This window comes from Methylobacterium sp. AC832 (genome assembly GCF_979256025.1).
On record NZ_CEEDMV010000002.1, the window covers coordinates 64,718 to 84,740 of the forward strand.

Annotated in this window: 16 protein-coding genes; 12 read left to right on the forward strand and 4 right to left on the reverse strand. The window is 64.9% G+C overall.

From position 1 onward, the window contains the following. Window positions 1-549 carry a DUF3280 domain-containing protein gene (locus tag AC0IXR_RS07580; protein WP_471760781.1) on the reverse strand — a complete coding sequence of 183 codons (549 nt, stop codon included), beginning with the start codon at window positions 547-549 and terminating at the stop codon, window positions 1-3. Window positions 550-815: 266 nt separating this feature from the next. On the opposite strand from AC0IXR_RS07580, the gene AC0IXR_RS07585 reads away from it, so the two are divergent. From AC0IXR_RS07585 to AC0IXR_RS07625, 9 genes are all read left to right on the forward strand, one after another. After that, window positions 816-2,042 (forward strand): ABC transporter substrate-binding protein, encoded by a 1,227-nt coding sequence (locus AC0IXR_RS07585; RefSeq protein WP_471760311.1) that lies wholly within the window; start codon window positions 816-818, stop codon window positions 2,040-2,042. Between the two features lie 154 nt (window positions 2,043-2,196). Beyond that, entirely contained in the window at window positions 2,197-3,183 is a 987-nt protein-coding gene (locus AC0IXR_RS07590) for a YVTN family beta-propeller repeat protein (RefSeq protein WP_207413109.1), read from the forward strand. Between the two features lie 92 nt (window positions 3,184-3,275). Next, complete coding sequence (locus AC0IXR_RS07595) at window positions 3,276-3,710, forward strand: cupredoxin domain-containing protein (RefSeq protein ID WP_207413108.1); 435 nt, start codon at window positions 3,276-3,278, stop codon at window positions 3,708-3,710. Window positions 3,711-3,724: 14 nt separating this feature from the next. After that, the gene (locus AC0IXR_RS07600; protein ID WP_471760312.1) at window positions 3,725-3,967 is read left to right on the forward strand and encodes a hypothetical protein; all 243 of its coding nucleotides are present in this window, start codon (window positions 3,725-3,727) and stop codon (window positions 3,965-3,967) included. Beyond that, entirely contained in the window at window positions 3,964-4,719 is a 756-nt protein-coding gene (locus tag AC0IXR_RS07605; protein ID WP_471760313.1) for an ABC transporter ATP-binding protein, read from the forward strand. Before AC0IXR_RS07600 ends, AC0IXR_RS07605 begins: the two co-directional genes overlap by 4 nt. Next, on the forward strand, window positions 4,716-5,609 hold the full coding sequence (locus AC0IXR_RS07610; protein WP_207413107.1) for an ABC transporter permease: 894 nt from the start codon (window positions 4,716-4,718) through the stop codon (window positions 5,607-5,609). Before AC0IXR_RS07605 ends, AC0IXR_RS07610 begins: the two co-directional genes overlap by 4 nt. Then, a complete protein-coding gene (locus tag AC0IXR_RS07615) occupies window positions 5,606-6,232 on the forward strand; it encodes a hypothetical protein (RefSeq protein WP_311275165.1) in 627 nt (208 codons plus the stop codon). Before AC0IXR_RS07610 ends, AC0IXR_RS07615 begins: the two co-directional genes overlap by 4 nt. Before the next feature lie 476 nt (window positions 6,233-6,708). Then, on the forward strand, window positions 6,709-9,159 hold the full coding sequence (locus tag AC0IXR_RS07620) for a TonB-dependent receptor (RefSeq protein WP_471760314.1): 2,451 nt from the start codon (window positions 6,709-6,711) through the stop codon (window positions 9,157-9,159). A gap of 185 nt (window positions 9,160-9,344) precedes the next feature. Continuing rightward, complete coding sequence (locus AC0IXR_RS07625) at window positions 9,345-9,767, forward strand: hypothetical protein (protein ID WP_244478121.1); 423 nt, start codon at window positions 9,345-9,347, stop codon at window positions 9,765-9,767. 144 nt (window positions 9,768-9,911) lie between these two features. On the opposite strand, the gene AC0IXR_RS07630 is transcribed toward AC0IXR_RS07625, so the two are convergent. Together AC0IXR_RS07630 and AC0IXR_RS07635 are read right to left on the reverse strand one after the other, a co-directional pair. After that, window positions 9,912-11,456: an undecaprenyl-phosphate glucose phosphotransferase gene (locus AC0IXR_RS07630; protein WP_471760315.1), complete on the reverse strand. Its 1,545-nt coding sequence runs from the start codon at window positions 11,454-11,456 to the stop codon at window positions 9,912-9,914. A gap of 114 nt (window positions 11,457-11,570) precedes the next feature. After that, window positions 11,571-12,830 carry a glycosyltransferase family 4 protein gene (locus AC0IXR_RS07635; RefSeq protein WP_471760316.1) on the reverse strand — a complete coding sequence of 420 codons (1,260 nt, stop codon included), beginning with the start codon at window positions 12,828-12,830 and terminating at the stop codon, window positions 11,571-11,573. Window positions 12,831-13,286: 456 nt separating this feature from the next. Between AC0IXR_RS07635 and AC0IXR_RS07640 the strand changes: the two genes are divergently transcribed. Both AC0IXR_RS07640 and AC0IXR_RS07645 read left to right on the forward strand, forming a co-directional pair. Further along, on the forward strand, window positions 13,287-15,620 hold the full coding sequence (locus AC0IXR_RS07640) for a calcium-binding protein (protein ID WP_471760317.1): 2,334 nt from the start codon (window positions 13,287-13,289) through the stop codon (window positions 15,618-15,620). Window positions 15,621-16,125: 505 nt separating this feature from the next. Further along, complete coding sequence (locus AC0IXR_RS07645) at window positions 16,126-16,887, forward strand: calcium-binding protein (protein ID WP_471760318.1); 762 nt, start codon at window positions 16,126-16,128, stop codon at window positions 16,885-16,887. Window positions 16,888-16,967: 80 nt separating this feature from the next. Here AC0IXR_RS07645 and AC0IXR_RS07650 read toward each other — a convergent pair whose 3' ends face one another. Then, window positions 16,968-17,540: a polysaccharide biosynthesis/export family protein gene (locus tag AC0IXR_RS07650; RefSeq protein WP_056424329.1), complete on the reverse strand. Its 573-nt coding sequence runs from the start codon at window positions 17,538-17,540 to the stop codon at window positions 16,968-16,970. Between the two features lie 182 nt (window positions 17,541-17,722). Between AC0IXR_RS07650 and AC0IXR_RS07655 the strand changes: the two genes are divergently transcribed. Further along, window positions 17,723-19,990, forward strand: a complete 2,268-nt coding sequence (locus AC0IXR_RS07655) for a GumC family protein (RefSeq protein WP_471760319.1) — start codon at window positions 17,723-17,725, stop codon at window positions 19,988-19,990. Window positions 19,991-20,023 lie beyond the last annotated feature (33 nt).

Consider the following 20,023-nt stretch of genomic DNA (forward strand, 5'->3'; position numbering starts at 1 on the left):
TCAGGATCGGTTGGGCAAGGGTTCGGCCAGGAGACGGTTCTTGACCACCCATCGCATGGCATGGGCCCATGTGTCGTCGGTATCGGCCCGGATCACCACCTGTCCAGCCCGCACGACCTTGCCGGAAGCGGCGTCCGAGATAAGGACGTAGAGATTGAAGATCTGGTTGGAGCCCTTCTCCACGAAACCGTTGACGGCAAGATCGGCCCCGAGGCTCTTGGCAATGGTGGCGGCGCAGCCCTCGCATTTGAAGAGGGGAGCCTGTTTGGCGATCTCGGCGGCCTGGGGCGCCACGTCCACGACCTCCACCGCATTGCTGGCGGTGAGCGCCTTGCGGAGCTCCTCCGTGACCAGGGCGAGGCGTCGAGCTTCGTCGGGACGCGCCTTGCGACCGCCGACCACACCCGGATCGTTGAGTTCGATCCCGAAGATCGCCGCCTTGTCGGGGGCGGCGAGGGCCGGTTCCACCAATACCGGACCCGCCAGAATCGCGAGCACGGCGGCCCGCGCCACCGCGTGTCCGAGGCTGGGGAGTGGCAATGAAACCATGGGCTTGGCGCGACGAGACCTGACGAATGGGGACATGGCGAACCTGTGTCACGATCGATGCGGCCTGCGGCGGACACCGCGCCCGTGCCTTGAAAGTCGAGCAGTGACCGGATTTGACAAGTCGTGCAAATCGGCTCGCCCGCTCCGAGCGATCTCGCGTGTATTCGCGCTCATCGGCGCGCAAGCGACGCTCCGCCGCGCCTTAGGGTTTCCTTATGCTTCCGCGATTGAGCGTATCCGCGCAATGTTGTTAGCGTGCCGACCGTATGAACGCATCGCTCCTCTCCCGATCCGCCGCCCTCGTCCTCACGCTCAGCCTCGGCGGCACGGCGTCCCTCGCGGTGGCGCAGGAACCGGCGGCCTCCGCGCAGGCGGCGGCGGCCGCTCCGGGTGACACCCATATCGGCCTGATCTACCGGCCCGAGATCGCGCCGTCCTCTTACGATGCCGAGGCCGCGCCGGAGGATGAGGGCGTCGCCGGCGCCCGCATGGCGGTGAAGGACAACAACACGACCGGCCGCTTCACCAAGCAGACCTACGCACTCGACGAGGTCGCCCTCGCGGAAGGGAAAAGCGCCGTCGACGCCGCCCGCGATCTCGTTGGCAAGGGGATCCGTTATCTCGTCCTGGCGCTGCCGGCCGACGAGGTTCTGGCGGTCGCCGACGCGGTCAAAGGGGAGGGCGTGACCGTGTTCAACACCGCCGCGCCCGACGACCGCCTGCGCGGCGCCGAGTGCCGCAAAAACGTCTTCCACGTGATCCCCAGCCGGGCGATGCAGACCGACGCGCTGGCGCAATTCTTCACGCTGATGCGCTGGCGCAAGATGTTCCTAATTGTCGGCCCCAACGACAACGACAAGCTCTATGCCGACGCGTTCCGGGCCTCGGCCAAGAAGTTCTCCCTGAAGATCACCGCCGAGAAGCCCTGGACCTTCGGCCCTCTCGCCAAGGCGCGGGGCGACACGCCGACCCGCTCCGAGGCGATGGTCTTCACCCGAGGCGTCGATTACGACCTCGCCATCGTCGCCGACGAGGCCAATGATTGGGGCGACTACGTCCCTTTCCGCACGGTGGACCCCCGGCCGGTCGCGGGAACGCAGGGGCTCATCGCGGCCACCTGGCACCCGACTCTGGAGACCTGGGGGGCGGCGCAGGCGCAGAACCGCTTCCGGCGTCTCGCCGGCCGGCTGATGCGGCCCCTCGATTACCAGGTCTGGGCGGCCGTGCGCTCGGTGGGGGAGGCGGCGACGCAGAAGAAGACCGCCGATCCGGCCGTGCTCGCACCCTACTTCGCCGACCCGGCCTTCAGCCTGCCCGCCTACAAGGGCGTCTCGCTGACCTACCGTCCCTGGGACCATCAGCTGCGCCAGCCGATCATCGTGGTGCAGCCCAAGGCCATGGTGACCGTGGCGCCCGAACAGGGGTTCACCCATCAGCGCACGCCACTCGATACCCTCGGTGTCGACCTTCCCGAGACGGCGTGTCAATTCTGACGGTCCGCGAATGTTCGGGGATCTGCGAATTTTCGCGCCCGTCCTGCGGCAACGCGCTTGCGTTCCGCGTGCAGGCATGCGCTCCCCGTCAGGACAAACTGCACTATAATCACTGTCAATCGCGCAAAGAAGCGATGCCCAGGGAGAAGACGGAATGAGCCTCGGCTTCAAGGCAGGCGTGTGTGTGGCCGCCCTCGTCGGTGCGACGATGGCTCTGACCGCCACCGCGCAGGCCTACACGGTCTACGTGACCAACGAGAAGGGCAACACCGTCAGCGTCATCGACACGGCGACGATGGCCGTGACCGGAACCTGGAAGGTCGGTCGGCGCCCGCGCGGGGTGACGACGAGCAAGGACGGCAAGGAGCTGTTCGTCTGCGCCAGCGACGACGACCGCATCGACGTGCTCGACACCGCCACCGGCAAGGTGGTGCGCTCGCTCCGCTCCGGACCCGATCCGGAGCAGTTCATCCTCGGCCCCGGCGGCAACCCGCTCTACGTCGCCAACGAGGATGACAGCCAGGTCACGGTCATCGACATCGAGAAGAACAAGGTCCTGGCCGAGGTGCCCGTCGGTGTGGAGCCGGAGGGAATGGGTCTGTCGCCGGACGGCAAGATCCTGGTGAACACCTCCGAGACCACCAACATGGCGCATTTCATCGACACCACCACGTTCCAGGTGATCGATAACGTGCTGGTGGATGCGCGGCCGCGCTTCGCCGAATTCACCTCGGACGGGAAGTTCCTCTGGGTCTCGGCCGAGGTCGGCGGCACGATCAGCATCATCGACGTCGCCGCGCGGCGGGTCATCAAGAAGATCACCTTCAAGATCCCGGGCGTGAACGACGAGGCGATCCAGCCCGTGGGTATCCGCATCACCAAGGACGGGACCAAGGCCTTCGCAGCGCTCGGCCCCGCCAACCGCATCGCGGTGATCGACGCCAAGACCTACGAGGTTCAGAAGTACCTGCCCGTGGGACAGCGGGTCTGGCAGCTCGCCTTCACCCCGGACCAGAAGTTTCTGTTCTCCACCAACGGCTCCTCCAACGACGTCTCGGTGGTGGATGTGGAGGCGGACAAGGTGATCAAGAGCATCCCGGTGGGATTGCTGCCCTGGGGGGTGACGGTGTCGCCGAATTGAGGTGCACTTCCCCTCCCCACAAGGGGGAGGAGGGACGCGCGGATATGCCGAAGGACGGACCGCCTCAAGGCGGCCAACGGGAGGACGATCACATGACGAGGACGATGCGGACGATCACCCTCGCCCTGGCGGCCCTGCTCGCCACCGGGCCGGCCTCGGCCCTCGATCTCACGAAGAAGCGCTCCACCCTGCCGGATCTCGTCCTCGGCAATGAGGAGGGCAACGATTTCGTGGTCGAGAACCGGGAGATCGAACTCGAATCCGGCAAGGCCTATCGCCTGCGCATCGTCGCCAAGGGCCGGCAGGAATATAAGTTCTACGCCACCGAATTCTTCCGCAACATCTGGTTCAACCAGATCGTGATCCAGCATCTCGAGATCCACGGCAGCGGCCCACCGGACCACCTCGAATTCGACGATCCGGGCGAGATCGCCATCGAGTTCGTGACGATCAAGCCGGGCGAATATCCCTGGTCGATCCATGGACTCGAATCCAAGGGCATGACCGGCAAATTCATCGTCAAGTAAGGCAGGGCCTCCGCATGCGTCTCCTCATCCCCACATTCGCGCTCCTCTTCGCCGCCGGCCCGGTGCTCGCCGACGACAAGGCCGCCTGTGCCGAGGGCATCGCCATGATCAAGGACGCCCTCGCCAAGGGGCCGTCCGAGGCGGCGGCGCCGAAGCTCAAGAAGGCGCTCCGCGTGGCCGAGCGCGAGCAGGGCGAGGGCGAGTTCGACGAATGCCTCGATGCCGTCGGTGACGCCAAGCGGGCGATGAAGCCGTGAGCGACGGGGCAGGGGAGAGTGCGGCCCTCGACGTGGCCGGCGTGAGCCATCGCTTCGGCGCGCGCGCGGCCCTGTCCGACGTCTCGATCCGGGTGGAGCGGGGCCGGTTCATGGCCCTGCTCGGCCCCAACGGCGCCGGCAAGACCACCCTGTTCTCGGTGATCACCCGGCTCTACGCCAACCAGGACGGACGGGTCTCGATCTTCGGCCACGGCCTCGACCGCGAGCCGTCCCGGGCGCTCGCCCGCCTCGGCGTGGTGTTCCAGGCCCGGACCCTCGATACCGACCTCACCGTCGAACAGAACCTCCTCTACCATGCCAGCCTGCATGGCATCGTGCGCCGGGCCGCGAAGGCCCGCATCGCGGCGCTGCTCGCCCGCGTGGGCCTGAGCGACCGGCGCGACGACAAGGTGCGCACCCTCTCCGGCGGCCAGTCGCGGCGCATCGAAATCGCCCGCTCCCTGGTGCATGAGCCGAAACTCCTCCTCCTCGACGAGCCCACCGTGGGGCTCGATCTCGAATCGCGTGCCGACATCGTCGCCATCGTCCGCGCCCTGGTGCGGGAAGAGGGACTGTCGGTCCTCTGGGCGACCCATATCTTCGAGGAGATCGACGGGGCCGACGACGCGGTCGTCCTTCACAAGGGCCGCATCGTCGCGCGGGGGACGGCCGCGTCCATCGCTGAAGGCGACGAGACTTTGGAAGCCGCCTTCCGGCGCCTCGTCGCCGAACCGCCGAGGCAGGCCGCATGACGAAGACCGTCGCCACCACCGTTTCGACGGCTGCGAACGTCACCGAAAAACCGGTGCCCCATCTCGGCCGCCTCGACGCGGTCGGCTACCTGATTTGCTTGGGCGGCATCGTCCGTCGCGAGCTTCTGCGGTTCTTCAACCAGAAGGAGCGGTTCTTCTCCGCGCTCGTGCGGCCGCTGGTCTGGCTGTTCATCTTCGCGGCGGGCTTCCGCAACACGCTCGGGGTCTCGATCGAGCCGCCCTACCAGACCTACGTCCTCTACGAGGTCTACGTGGTGCCGGGGCTGGCCGTGATGATCCAGCTGTTCAACGGCATGCAATCCTCGCTCTCCATGGTCTACGACCGCGAGGTCGGCTCGATGAAGGTGCTGCTGACGAGCCCCTATCCGCGCTGGCTGCTGCTGCTGGCCAAGCTGATCGCCGGCGTCACCGTCTCGGTGGTCCAGGCCTATGCCTTCCTCGCCATCGCCTGGTTCTGGGAGCTCGACATCCCGGCCATCGGTTACGTGGCGGCGCTGCCGGCCTTCATCGCCTCGGGGTTGATGCTCGGCGCCATCGGTCTGCTCCTGTCCTCGATGGTCAAGCAGCTCGAGAATTTCGCCAGCGTGATGAACTTCGTGATCTTCCCGATGTTCTTTGCTTCATCGGCCCTCTACCCGCTCTGGCGCATCCGCGAATCGAGCGAGACGCTCTACCTGATCTGCATGGCCAATCCCTTCACCCATGCCGTCCAGCTCGTGCGCTTCGCCCTCTACGGGCAGTTCGAACCCGTGGCCTGCGCCGTCGTCCTGGGCACGACCATCGCCTTCTTCACCCTCGCCGTCATCGCCTACGATCCCGGTCGCGGCATCATGGCCCGGCGCGGCGGACCGGCCGGAGACAATTCATGATTCTTTCGCGGACATTCGTGCTGGCCATGGCGGCCGGCGCTTTCCTCTGTGGGCCGGCCCTCGCCCAGCCCAAGGCGGACCCGGACTGGCCTTGCGTCCAGCGCAAGGTCTCGACCCTGAGTCCCGGCACCGTCTGGACGGGGCCGGATCTGGAGGCCGCCGGCCCGTGGGGCGACGATTACGAGGCGGCCTCGCTCGCCCAGAAGATCGCCTCGCGCCGCACCGACCTGAGCGAGGTCGATCCGCTGCTCGACGAGTTCGTCGCCAAGGCCGGAGACGAGAAGGCCAAGCGCCTGACGCGGGTCTTCGCCGGGGTGTTCGAGGTCGTCAACAATGAGCGCAGCCGGGTCATCGGCGGCATCGCGCGCTATGCCCAGGGACAGCGGCGCATGGCCGAGCGCATCCGCCAGGAGGCCGACCAGATCAGCGCGGTGAAGGACGGCCCGAGCGCCAACGACGCCCGCGAGATGCCCAAGGAGGCCTCGGAACTGGAGACGAAATTCGCCTGGGATCGGCGCATCTTCCAGGAGCGCAGCCAATCCCTCAATTATGTCTGTGAAGTGCCGACCCTGCTGGAACAGCGGCTCGGCGAGGTCGCCCGCAAGATCCAGGCGCGCCTCTGACCCGACGGCCTCGACGCCCGCAAACCCGCATCCTCGTCAGGCCCGCCGAATCTCCCGGCGGGCCTTTTTCATGTCTTCTACGAGGTTCTCCGTAAGCCCGACCCATGGGTCACGTTCACGCAGGCCCGGTCTTCGATCCATGCGGCCGGGCGGGTCCCACCACGTTCGATTCGTCCGGCCTGACGTGAGGCCGCCACGTTCGAGGGGCCTGCTCAATCCAAGAATTCACCGAAAACATTCCGGCACCGTAGATTGCCGAATGATCCCGTTTGTCGTTCCTATTGGTCCCGAAGCCTCTGAATTCTCAGGTGAATTATGTTGCGCGGAGGTCACGCGAAGACACCATCTCCGTAAGACCCTTATGAGAATCGGTGAAACCCCTCGTCACCGGATTGTCCAAGCCCGATACGCTCCGCAACATTGATCAACGAGCCGGGAAAACCGGCCACGCTGTGGAAACCGAAGGGTCTTGGGACATGAAGAAGCGGACGCTGCGGAGCAGCCTCCTCGTTTCGGTAGCGCTGCTGCCGGGCGTCGCCTACGCGCAGGGCACGATCGTCGGCGGCCAGCAGGCCGTGACGCTGCAGGAGCTCGATGTCGTCGCCACCACCCCATCGGCGAGCGTGCGCAGCGCCCAGGGCGTCCTGCTCGGCCAGGAGCGTGACAAGCTTCCACAGAACACCAGCGTCCTGACATCTGCTGACGTGAACCGGGTCGGCACTCCGAGTGTGCTGCGCGCCCTCGACGAGCGGATCGGCTCGATCAGCATCAACAACGCACAGGGCAACCCCTTCCAGCCGACCATCACCTATCGCGGCTTCGAAGCCTCGCCGCTGGGCGGAAGCCCGCAGGGCGTCGCCGTCTACGTGAACGGCAACCGCTTCAATACCTCGTTCGGCGACACCGTGCAGTGGGACCTCATCCCCGACATCGCCGTCGACCGCATCGAGCTCGAAGGCTCGAACCCGGCCTACGGCCTCAACGCCCTCGGCGGCGCCCTGAGCGTGCAGCTCAAGAACGGCTTCACCTATCAGGGCACCGAATTGAACCTCTCGGGCGGCTCGTTCGGGCGCTTCGGCGGCTCGTTCCAGCACGGGCAGCGCTCGGACAATGTCGGCCTCTACATCGCCGGCACCGCGCTGTCCGAGAACGGATGGCGCAAGCACTCGCCCTCGCGTCTGCGCCAGTTCTACGGCGATCTCGGCGTGCAGGCGGAGAAGGGTGAGTTCCACCTCAACTTCATGGGCGCGGTCAACAGCCTGACCGGCAACGGTACCCTGCCGGTCGACCTGCTCGATTTCCGTCGCAGCGAAGTCTTCACCTATCCGGACAAGACGCTGAACGCCTTCGGGCGGATCGGGATCTCGGGCAACTACGACATCTCGCCCACGGTCACCCTCTCCGGCAACGCCTATTACGGCCGCTTCGAGCAGAACACCGCCAATGGCGACGCCGCCGAGGTGGAGCGCTGCGAGGAGAACGAGCGATTCCTCTGCTCGGAAGGCGCCAACGAGGAACAGTTCTTCCTGCGCGACCGGTTGAACCGCCGCGTCCAGGCGAGCAGCATCCGCACGGCGAACTTCGCCCGGCTTCCGGCCTTCGCCGAGCGGTTCGACGAAGGCGGCCCCTACGCCTTCCTCAATTCCACCCGGACCAACACCGAGAATTTCGGTGTCTCGGTCCAGACCACCGTGCGTGAGACGCTGTTCGGCCTGCCCAACCGCTTCGTCCTCGGCGGTTCGTACGATGGCGGTCGCACGGCCTTCACCGCCGACAATGCCGTTGGCGGCCTGACCTTCGACCGCGGCTTCTACGGGCCCGGCGTTGTCGTGCGCAGCGACGACAACTCGATCACCCCGGTGAGCGTGAAGTCGAGCAACGATTACGGCGGCATCTTCCTGTCGAACAACACGGACCTGACCGACCGCCTGACCCTGACGCTGCAGGGCCGCTTCAACATGGCCAAGATCGTGCTGGAAGATCAGCTCGGCACGGCGCTGAACGGCAACCACTACTTCCAGCGGTTCAACCCAGGCATCGGCGCGAGCTACAAGATCGTGCCCGACTTCCTCACCGTCTATGGCGGGTATGTCGAGGCGAACCGCGCGCCCACCCCGGCCGAGCTCTCCTGCGCCGATCCGCTCGCCCCGTGCTCGCTCACCAACTTCTTCGTCGGCGATCCGCCCTTGAAGCAGGTCATCTCGCGCACGGTCGAGGCGGGTTTCCGCGGCAAGCTGCCCTCGCCGATCGAGCTTGGGGTGCTGAGCTGGAAGGCCGGCGTCTTCCGCGCCCGCAACGAGGATGACATCACCTTCGTGCCGTCCGACATCACCATCGGCCGCGCCTATTTCCAGAATGTCGGTTCCACCCGCCGCCAGGGCGTCGAGGCGAGTCTCACCATCACCACCCCGGTCTGGAACGCCTTCGTCGATTACGCCTTCGTCGACGCAACCTTCCAGTCGCCGCTGACCCTGGCCTCCGGCGGCAACCCGTTCGCCACCCCGAACCCGGCCCAGCCGGACAATTCGGAAGCCAACCAGATCTTCGTGAGACGCGGCGACAAGCTTCCCGGCGTCGCGCCGCATCAGGTCAAGATCGGTGTCCAGTACATGGTCACGCCGGAATGGAAGGTCGGCGTGCTCGCCCGCGTCGCCACCGGCAAGTTCCTCGTCGGCGACGAATCGAGCCTCAACAAGACCACCGGCAACTACGCGGTCATCGGGTTCAACACGAGCTACCGGGTGAGCGAGAATCTGGAGGTCTACGGCTATGTCGAGAACGCGCTGAACGCGAATTACGCGACCTTCGGCACCTTCTCGCCGGTCGGCGAGGTTCCGATCCTGGCCCTGCCCAATGCCAGCTCCAACCGAAGCCTGGCACCCGGCGCGCCGATCGCGGCCTATGGCGGAATGCGCATCTTCTGGTAGGCGCCCTCAAGCCCCTACGTTGGGCCACCGCTCCGGAGACGGAGCGGTGGCCTTTTTTGTCGATAACCATGTGCGGCGGAGTGTCCCGTCAGGGGATGATCGGCCCCGGCTCGACGATGTCGCAGCAACATGCGGGGTGATTCGAGCGTTGGCGTGCCATGTTCGACATCATCGGAAAGCATCGCATGACCAAGGCCCCCAGCGAGACCAGGACGTCCTCGACCAAGGCGCATTCGCCGACTACGGCCTCGCCGCTGATCCGCATCCTCGCGCCCGCCCTCGTCTTCACCGCCATTGCGGGTCCGGCCTTCGCCTCGGCCTGTTCCGACCAGATCGCCACGATCGAGCGTCGCCTCAACAGTTCCGGCGCCGTGTCGGTCACCGGCACCGCCTCGGCCGACGGCAAGGTCGCCACCAACCCGTCGATGGGCCTCGACGCGCCTCCCGGCGGAAAGCCCACCGACGCCTCGACCACTCCCAATGCCAAGAGCATCGACCACGCCCGTCACCTGATCGAGCAGGCGCGCAAGCAGGAAGCGGCCGGCGATGCCAAGGGCTGCGAGAACACGATGACCGAGGCCAAGAAGGCGGCAGGCTCGCTGCCGTAGCAGAAGGCCCGATCACGCCGGCTTTCGGCGCAGGAACGGAAAGAGGCCGCCCTTCGCGATGCGAGGGGCGGCCTCTTTCGTGGTTGGGTCCCACATCGGACCTCACTGCCCCTGACCTATGTGTCAGGGGCGGTGAGGCTGGGTTCAATAGGCGTTCTTGGTGGTGACAAGGGACAGAGGCGTCGCCAGCATGATCTGCACGTCGAACAGGATGGACCAATTCTCGATGTAGTAGAGATCGTGGTCGACGCGGCGCTGGATCTTCTCGTCCGTGTCGGTCTCGCCGCGCCAGCCGTTGATCTGGGCCCAGCCGGTGATGCCGGGCTTGACCTTGTGGCGGGCGAAATACCCATCGACCACTTGGTCGTAGAGGGTGGTGCTGGTCTTGGCCTGAACCGCATGGGGGCGCGGCCCGACCAGGGACAGTTCCCCCTTCAGGACGTTGAACAGCTGCGGCAACTCGTCCAGCGACGTCCTGCGGATGAAGCGGCCGAGGGGCGTGACCCGAGGGTCGCCGCGCGTCACCTGCTTCGACGCGGTGAAATCGGACTGGTCGGCATACATCGACCTGAACTTGTAGACCTCGATCGTCTCGTTGTTGAAGCCGAGACGCTTCTGCCGGAACAGGATCGGACCCGGCGAGGTGACGCGGACGGCGAACGCCAGACCGAGCATGACCGGCGCCAGCACGACCAGCATGGCTGCGCCGACGACGCGATCGAAGATGGCCTTGGTGACGATGTCCCAATCGGCCATCGGCTTGTCGAACACGTCGAGGACCGGGACGGAGCCAAGATAGGAATAGGCCCTCGGGCGCAGCTTGAGCTTCGTCGCCTTGGCGGAGAGGCGGATGTCGATGGGCAGGACCCAGAGCTTGGCCAGCATCTGGAGCAGCCGATCCTCGGCCGCGATCGGAAGCGTGAAGATCACGAGGTCGAGGCGGGTCGAGCGCGCGTAATCCACGAGGTCGCTCACCGTGCCGAGCTTCGGGTAGCCGGCGACGACCGAGGAGGACCGGTTGTCCCCCCGATCGTCGAAGACGCCGACGATGCGGATGCCGGATTCGGTTTCCGCCTCGAGGGAGCGGATGAGCTCTTCCGCCAGCGGACCGCCGCCGACGATGGCCGTGCGCCTGTCGAACTGCCCGCGCAGCATGCGGGCCGTGACGAAGCGGAGGAGGGCGAAGCGTCCTGCGAGGAGCAGGACGAGCCCCAGGCCGTAGAACGTCGCGAGCCAGATCCGGGAATAATGGTCCGCGACCTTGGCGAAGACCATCGCCGTGGCGACGACGAGGAAGGTCAGCGACCAGGCGGCGGTCAGGCGCAAGGCCGGTTTGAAGAAGGTCCGGAAGGCGGCGATCCGGTAACTGCCGAAGATCTGGAACGACGCGACCGCCAGCACGGCCACGGCCAGGATCGCCGTGGAATAGCTCCACCCCAGGCCGACCGTGCCGCCGATCTGAACGCGATGCACGGCAAAGCCGAAGAGGGCGATGAGGAGCAGATCCGCCAGCCGAACGCTGCCCGACAGCACGACGGGAGACAGCACGCCGCCATGATCGCGCGGCGCCCCGATTTCGGCGGGGGGAATGGTCGACGGGGCAGGGCCATACTGGGACGCATCTCCCGCTTTGGGCTGGCTGGGTTGCCCCGCCGCCTTCAGAAGATCGCGAACGTCGAAGGCGCTCATCGTTTGCTCTCGTTCAAGCTTTCCGCCGATGCGATAGAAGAGGATGCCAGACCGACATCACGGAACGTTTAACGAGGTTCTGGCCGCCAAAGCATGGCGAAGAGCAAGTCAGCGTCACTGTGGCGGTTCCTTCATCGCAGGCGGCGATGCTTCGTGCATCGATTTATCTCGCCGCAGCAGGGCGGCGGCGTAGCCCGACAGGACATCCGCCCCCATCCGCCGCATGGAGAAGCGTGCCCGCACCGAGTCACTGAGAGCTCGGGCTCGGGCGGCGCCCTCGGCGGTGTCTTCGTCGAGCAGGCGGACAATGGCGTTCTTGAGGGCAACGGGATCCCCGGGTCTGACGAGATCCGTTGCCGCCGTTCCGAAGATTTCCGGGATGCCGCCGACATTGGTGGAGACGAGGGGCTGCTGCGCGGCGGCGGCTTCCAGCACCACGTAGGGCAGGGATTCGGCGAGCGACGGGACTACCATGATCCGTCCCTTCGCCAGGGCGATCCGGATCGGCTGGGGCGGCTCGAACGCCACCGCGCCCGATAGGCCGAGCTTCCGGGCCCGCTCCACGAGCTGGTCTTCATCCGGGCCGGAACCGACCATCAGCAGGCGGGTGGGGCGCCCCTCGGCGCGGAGCGCCACCAGGGTGTCGAGCAGGACCGGGATGCCCTTCGCCTCGCGCAACTCGCCGATATAGAGGAGGTCGTAGGCGTCCGCCCGGTGCAGGACCGGTGCGAACTCCACCTCGTCGATGCCGTTATGGACGATCCGCACGGTATGGGGTCTGCTCCCCACGAAGCGGCCATGCCGACCGGCGACATATTCGCTCTCGAACAGGAACACGTCGGTCCGCGTCGCGAGCAGGCGCTCGACCCCCATATACAGGCGGTGGCGCAGCGTGCCGGGCTTGTAATTGTAGCTGCCGCCATGGGGGGTATAGGCCCTGATCGGCGAGGCTACGCCCGCTGGCAGGCGGGCGATGCGCGCATAGGCGCCACCCTTGGCGCCATGTCCGTGCAGGATCGTGGCGCGGATCTCCGCGGCCCGCCTCGCGACCGCCCGGACCACCCCGATGTCCGAAAGATGCGGGTTGCGCCGCATGGGAACCCGGACGATGCCGAGCGCGAGATGGGGCAGGAGCTCGTTCAGAGCCTGGACCGCACGCTCGCCGCCGGTGGACGCATCGCAGACGAGCCCGATTTCGTGCCCGGCGGCGGACTGGATCCTGATCAGGTCGCAGACGTGGCGGAACAGCCCTCCCACCGGCGCACGGAACACGTGCAGGATGCGATGGACGGCCTCGCCCGCGCTGCTGGCGGGGCTGACGGGCAGAACGGAGGCGGACGCACTCACGACGGACAAGCTCCACGCGACGACCATTCCAGCCGAATGGCGGTACGATGTCGACGGACACTGGTCCCCAGAGATGGTGCGATCGTTAAGGGCCATCCGCCTTGGCCTCGATTCGGGCCGGCGAACGCCCTGAAACCTTCCGTTCGGTTAGGCAGCCCCTAACGCACCGTCGCCGAAGCCCTGCGCTGGCCTAGGCATGGAGAAGCCCGCTGGGGCAATAGGAACACCCGATACGTGCCGTCTTGCCGCAGGCCGGTGGGCCCACCCCGCCCGCTGCTTGGCCTCACCTCGACCGCCGGACACCTCGCGAGAAATACTGAGTTCTCCGTTTATTGCGGCTTCCTACCTCAAATGGGGGTTGCCAATATTTGGGCCGCTTCATAGACATTTTGACAAGCAATATACCCGATTCGTATTTAGTTTATCAGCGGATATGGTTATATTGATGTTTTAATTCTGTATTTAATTGGATCGGTTAACCCTATGTCTTCGATAAACGGAACTCAATATTCTGATCTGTTGAATGGTTCTTCATCGGCAGATGTCATAAAAGGTTTCGGCTATGGGGACGAAATCTATGGGAATGGTGGCAATGACACCATCTACGGAGGAACATCTGTCATCGTTGCTCCGGAGGATGATGATGACGGTGACGACTATCTCGATGGAGGGGCCGGCGATGACAAGCTATTCGGGGGCGTAGGCGACGACCTGCTTGTCGGTGGAACGGGCAATGACAGGCTCACCGGCGGCGACGGTGGCGACACTCTCTTGACTGGTGACGGAAATGACGTCGTCGTCATCGAGCGTTTTGCGGATGGGGAGTCTTATTACTCCAATTACGACACGGTGCTCGATTTCTCGCGGGCATTCGACCGTATCGATGTGTCGTCGCTGAATATCTCGTCGTTCGATACGATTCGGCACCTGCTGACATCCACCGGTAGTGGCGATGCGACGCTGTCGTACACATTCGGTTCCTACGTGGAGCAGACGACGTTCCTCGGAGTCGCTCCCTTCCGGCTCAGCGCCTCGAACTTCGTGCTGTCAAACGTCGCGGCCGACGATGTCCTGGACGGAACCTCATCGAGCGACGATCTGTTCGGCGGGCTCGGCAACGACACGCTGACGGGCCTGGAGGGCAGCGACCGCTTGTTCGGCGAGGCCGGCAACGACACGCTGATCGGCGATGCCGACGAGGCCACGGAAGCGTATTCCGCCGATCTTCTGGTCGGTGGCGTCGGGAATGACCGGCTCTTCGGGAATGGTGGTTACGATCGTCTAAACGGCGGTTCCGGTGACGACGTCCTCGATGGCGGCAGCGACGACGACAAGCTCGTTACCGGTTCCGGTTCTGATACCGTCGTCTATGCGCCACACGAATACGGCGAGACCGATATCGTCCGGGATTTCGACGTGGCGAGCGACAAGATCGACCTACGTGCGTTCAACATCTCGTCGATGGCGACGGTCAACGATCTTCTCAGCGTCAATTCCGATGGCGACACCGTGCTGTCCATCGAAGGCGACGGCATCTCCACCGACCTGATCCTGGCCAACGTCGATCGGTCTACACTCGGGGCAAGCAACTTCGTCTTCGATCTTGTGGTCCAGAGCGAGCGCATCACTGGATCGGATTATGACGACGACCTGTTCGGTGCCCTCGGCAACGATACGCTGACCGGTGGCGACGCCAACGACCGGCTCTATGGTGAGGATGGCAACGACATCCTGCAGGGCGGCGTCGGGACGACAGTCGCGGACAAGTCACTCTATGACGGCGACGACATCCTCATCGGCGGCACAGGCGACGACTCGCTCTATGGGGGCGGGGGCAACGACGTCCTGCGTGGCGGCGACGGCGCCGACAAGCTCTTCGGCCAGAACGGCGACGACTCCCTCTATGGCGGCGCCGGCGATGACACCTTCGTCATGCGGAAGCTGACGGCATCGGAGACCGACACGATCTTCGACTTCGAGGCGCCGAGCTTCGATAGCGAGACCAATACGGCCCATGGCGACCGGATCGACCTGTCGGCCTTCGGCATCGGGTCGATCGAGGCGCTCGATGAGATCCTCAGCATCGACGAGGACGGCAATGCCGTCATCGAGATCACGAGCAACGGATATGCCCAGCGCCTCGTGATCGCCGGAGCTTCCCCCGACGAACTCGATGTGAGCTCGTTCGTGTTCAATGCATCGACCGCGAACAACAGCGTCACGGGCAAGACGAGCACGGATGATCTCTTCGGCGGCGGCGGCAACGATACCCTCAAGGGTGGAGAGGGTGGCGATCGCCTGTTCGGCGAAGAGGGGAGTGACATCCTTTACGGAGGCGCCACGACCAAGGCCGTCACCGAGGCGGATGGCGGAAGCGATCTGCTCTACGGCGGTGCCGGCGACGACACGCTCTATGGCGGTGGCGGCAGCGACATCCTGCGCGGTGGCGACGGCGCCGACAGGCTGTTCGGCAATCTCGGCGAGGACACCCTCTTAGGTGGCGGAGGTGCGGATAGCTTCGTCTTCGATCGCGCGACCTCCAGCGGTTTTTCCAGCGATACCATCCTCGATTTCCGCGTTGCAGACGGTGACCTGATCGATCTGTCGATCATTGACGCCGTAGCTTCCTCGACGACGACGAATGAGACATTCACCTATATCGAGGGTGCGCGGTTCACCGGTGCAGGTCAGGTCCGCTTGTCCCGTGACGGCATCTATACGGTGATCGAAGGCAGCGTCGACAAGGACGCCTCCGCCGAGTTCGAGATCAGAATTGCCGGACGGCCCGCCATCGATGCGGGTGACTTCATCCTGTAAGCGCCGAACGCGACACGGAAGAACGGGGGCATCGATCCGGTGCCCCCGTTCCTCGTTTGGCGGGGTCGTCCTGTCTTCTCGATCATTGCCCCCACAATCGGCAATCGGGATCGGCCCCGCCTTCGCCCATTGATCGATGAGCCCATGACAGAGAGAACCCCACATGGCAGAGCTCAACGCATACGGTACCCTTAATATGGAGGGCATCTACGGTACAGGCGAGTATTATTTTTATGAATATCTTTACTATGAAGATAGTTATCTGAGCATCGGATATGAGTAATTCGAAGGGGGTGATTTAATTGAGTACTATTGTTCAAACTTTACTTACGACGAGGGCGGTTTTATCGCTAAAGGGTTGGTCGCTCAAATATAGTATACGGCATATTTTATTGACTATAAAGAATATTATGATGAAGAAACGGGGGGATTGCGAATATTATGACGAATATGTCAGCGGGGGCTATAAAATCACAGGCCTGAGTGTCGATTTTTTTCTGATATATTGCTCAATTCCGTCGAAGAAAACCGAGAGCTGATCTTTGGTGGAAAAGATTTGATCACAGGCTCGAACGGGAACGACTCCCTGATCGGGTATGACGGCAACGACAGGCTTTATGGGGGCGGGGGAGACGACAGCCTCGACGGCGGAAACGGTTCCGACAGCGACTATGTCGGCAACGATAAACTCTATGGCGGCAACGACAAGCTTATGGGGCGTTATGGAAACGACCGGCTTGAAGGCGGGAACGGCAATGACAAGCTGGATGCCGGCTCCGGCAACGACACGCTCCTGGGGCAGGATGGCGATGACGTTCTCACCAGCGGCAAGGGAACGGACTATCTTCTGGGTGGGGCAGGATCCGATATCCTGAATGGCGGCGCCGACAAGGACCTCCTGTCCGGCGGCGGTGGCAAGGGACTCGACACGTTCGTCTTCACACTGGACAAAACCCCGGGCGCGATCTCACGCTCGGATACGATCCTGGACTGGAATTCGACCTACGACAGCATCGACCTCAAATATGCCGGCACGCGAGACAACTATTTCGAGACCAGGACCGCGGCTACCTCCGCCGAGATGGCGTATGCGCGCTATGACGGCGTCCTGAAGAACGACGACATGACGCACCTGTTCCTCTACAACGCCTCGTCGAAGACGGGTTACCTGCTTTCCGACCAGAACGCCGACCACATGTTCGACACGGTGGTCGTGATTAACAATGCCGCCAGCGCTGCGAGCATGAATTATCTCGACATCGTCTGACCGGGCAAGAAACGACGAAGGCCCGGATCCGATGGATCAGGGCCTTCGTCGATCGACGACGTATCGAAGACGAGACGTCCTCAGAAGAAGCGCTCCTTGATGACGATCGTGTCGCCGGGCCTCACCAGATAGGTCATCGGGACGATGCCCGAGACGAGGCCGTTCGGCCCCTCGCGGGTGAGGACGGCGTAGTCGCGGGCCGCCCGCGGTCCGAAGCCCGCCGCGATCGCCACCGCCGTCTCGACGGCCATGCCGTTGACGTAGGGATATTGCCCCGAGGTCGTGACCTCGCCGAGGATGTAGAACGGACGATAGGCATCCACCTCCACGGTGACATGCGGCTCGCGCACGAAGCCCGCCGCGAGCTTGGCCTCGATGGTCCGTGCGGCCTGGGCCGTCGATTGCCCTCCCACCTTCACGAGACCGATGAGCGGCATGGCGATGCCGCCGGATCCGTCGATCGCATAGATGTTGGACAGGTTGTCCTGGCCGAAGACGATGACGCGCAGCCGGTCGCCGGTGGCGAGCGTATAGCGCCCGCCGATCGATCCGGTGGCGGTGGCGTCGAGCTGCGCGGTCCGGAAGTCGGGACGCAGGCATCCGCCCAGTGCCAGAGTGGAGGTGAGAGCGAGGAGAAGGGAGCGCCGGTTCATCATCCAAGCCGCTAAGAGCAAGTTTCTGCCTCTATTTGTAGGATCATATGGTTAACAAAAACTGATATCGCGGAGGGAATGCGATGCGTTGTGGCCGATCTTAACCGACGATCAATCTTAACGAGTTCTAGTCTTCCGGGAGGCGCCCGATGCGGCGTCCTGCTTTGCGTAAAGATCCTCTCATGCCTCGCTCGCAGCAGCCCGTTTCCACGATCGAGCCGATCCCCCAGCGTGACGAGGGGCTCGGCTTGTCCCAGCTGTTCGGAGTCCTGGCGCGGTCCTGGCGCTGGATCGTCCTTCCCACCGTGGCGGCGGGAATCGGGGCCATCGTTTTCGTGCAGGTCGTTCCGCCCCGCTACACCGGCGAGGCCAAGATCCTGCTGGAGAGCCGCGACGCGAGCTTCGCCCGCACCGCCCAGGAACGCGGCGAACAGCCCCTGGCCATCGACGAACAGGCGGTGGCGAGCCAGGTCCAAGTGGTGATGTCCCGCGATATCGCCCGGGAGGCGATCCGCCGCCTGAAGCTCGTGGGCAATGCCGAATTCGATCCCGAGGTCGACGGCATCGGTCCGGTCCAGCGCGTCCTGATGATGATCGGGCTCACCAAGAACCCGATGGAGCGGGCGCCCGAGGACCGGGTGCTGGAGACCTATTTCGACCGGCTCCTGGTCTACCCGGCCGGCAAGTCCCGCATCCTGACGGTCGAGTTCCGCTCGCGCGATCCGGAACTCGCGGCCAAGGCCGCCAACACCATCGCAGAACTCTACATCGCTTCCCTGGAATCGGCGAAGGTGGACACCGCCCGCTACGCCTCGACCTGGCTCGGCGGCAACATCGACACCCTGCGCACCCGCGTCTCCGAGGCCGAGGCGAAGGTCGAGACCTTCCGAGCCCGCAATGGCCTGATCAGCGGCGGCGGCGGCACCACCAGCCAACCCCTGGGCACCCAGCAACTCAGCGAATTGTCGACCCAGCTGTCCCAGGCCCGCACGGTCAAGGCCGATCTCACGAGCCGGGCCAAGCTCATCCGCGAAATGATCAAGGACGGCCGCGCCTTCGAAATCCCGGACGTGGCCAACAACGAGGTCATCCGGCGCACGGTGGAGCAGCGCATCACCCTGCGCGGGCAGCTCGCCCTCGAATCGCGGACGCTGATGCCGGCTCATCCCCGCATCAAGGAGCTGACGGCGCAGATCGGCGACCTCGACGCACAGATCAAGGCCACCGCCGACCGGGTGGTGCGGACGATGGAGAACGACGCCCGCATCGCCGAAGCCCGGGTCGACAGCCTGAACGCCGCCGTCGACGCGCAGCGCGAAGTCGTCTCCAAGGGCAATTCCAGCGAGGTCCAGCTTCGCGCCCTCGAGCGCGAGGCGAAGGCGCAGCGCGACCAGCTCGAATCCTATCTCTCGCGCTATCGCGAGGCCTCGGCCCGCGATGCCGAGAGCGCAGCGCCCGCCGATGCCCGCGTGGTCTCCCGCGCCGTGGTGCCGCAGGTCCCGTCCTTCCCGAAGAAGCTGCCCATCGTGGCCCTCGCCCTCGTGATGGCGATGCTGCTGTCCAGCGGCGGGGTGGCGGCGCGTCATCTTCTCCGCGATCCCGGCGACACCCGCCGCCGGACCGGACCGGACGATCGGGCCACCGAGCCCACTCCCTTCACCTTCCCGGAAGCCTCCGTGTCCCTGTCGCGGAGCGGTCCCGCCGCCTCCCTCTACGAAGCGCCGCTGACCGCCCGCGTTGCCGTGCCCATGACCACCGTTCCCGCATCCGCCGCGGAACTGGCGCCGATTCCGGTGCGTGAGGAAACAGCCGAAGAGGCGGGCCGGTCGCCCGTCTCCAGCTACGATCTCCAGGCCCTCATCCATCTCCTGCGCGAGCGGATCGGCCGCAACGGCGGAAGCATCCTGGTCGCGGAGACCGACACGGCCGCCGACCGGCAACTCGCCGCGATCCTGGCGGAGGCCCTGGCGGCGGGCGGGCGCGTTCTGATCGTGGACGTCAACGGCCCGGCCTCACCGTCGGACGATGCCGGCCTCACCGACCTCGTTGCGGGTGAGGCTGCCTTCCTCGACGTGATCCGATCGGTGGCCTCGGTGCGCAGGCTCCACGCCATCCCGCGCGGTTTCGTCGATTGCAACATTCTCACGGACGAGCCGGAAGCGCTGGCCATCGCCCTGGACGCCCTGGCCCAGAGCTACGACTGGGTCGTCTATCGCCTCGGCGAGGCCCTGTCGCAGGAGGCCCAAGACCTGCTGGAGGCCATGGCGGGCCGGATGAACGCCATCGTCATCGCGTCCGACAAGTCCCCCGAAGATCCCGAACTCGTCTCGCTCCACGGCCTGGCCGAACGGGCGGGGGCCGGCACGATCCTCGTCGCCGGTGAGCAGACCGAGAGCGAGGGTGCCGCCGGGGGGAAGCCGGGAAGCGGCCTCAGGCTTTCGGCGGCGTAAGACCGACATCTTGCGGATGGGCTGCTGCCGCGC